The following is a 217-nucleotide window of genomic DNA, read 5'->3' on the forward strand; positions in this document are numbered from 1 at the left end:
CCTTGAATGACATGTTGATAATTTTTATTAAAATCTAATATTAAGTTGACTTTAAGCTTCGAGTAATAATCCAGTTGTTCATGTTTACCCTGTTTAGCAAGGTCGAGAGCCTGCCAGGTTGTGTTGAAACTATTATTTCTAACCTCACCGTCATCATCCATGATTTCTAATGTAATACTTGAACCATTTTTCTTTTGTGAGCTATTGAGAACTAAAT

Annotated in this window: 1 pseudogene; it reads right to left on the reverse strand. The window is 32.7% G+C overall.

Features of this window, described 5'->3' with window-relative positions:
• Positions 1 to 217 (reverse strand): annotated as a pseudogene (locus tag FDX22_RS30375) (hypothetical protein); the annotation flags it as partial.

Source organism: Citrobacter sp. TBCS-14, from assembly GCF_005280805.1.
Taxonomy (GTDB): domain Bacteria; phylum Pseudomonadota; class Gammaproteobacteria; order Enterobacterales; family Enterobacteriaceae; genus Citrobacter; species Citrobacter gillenii.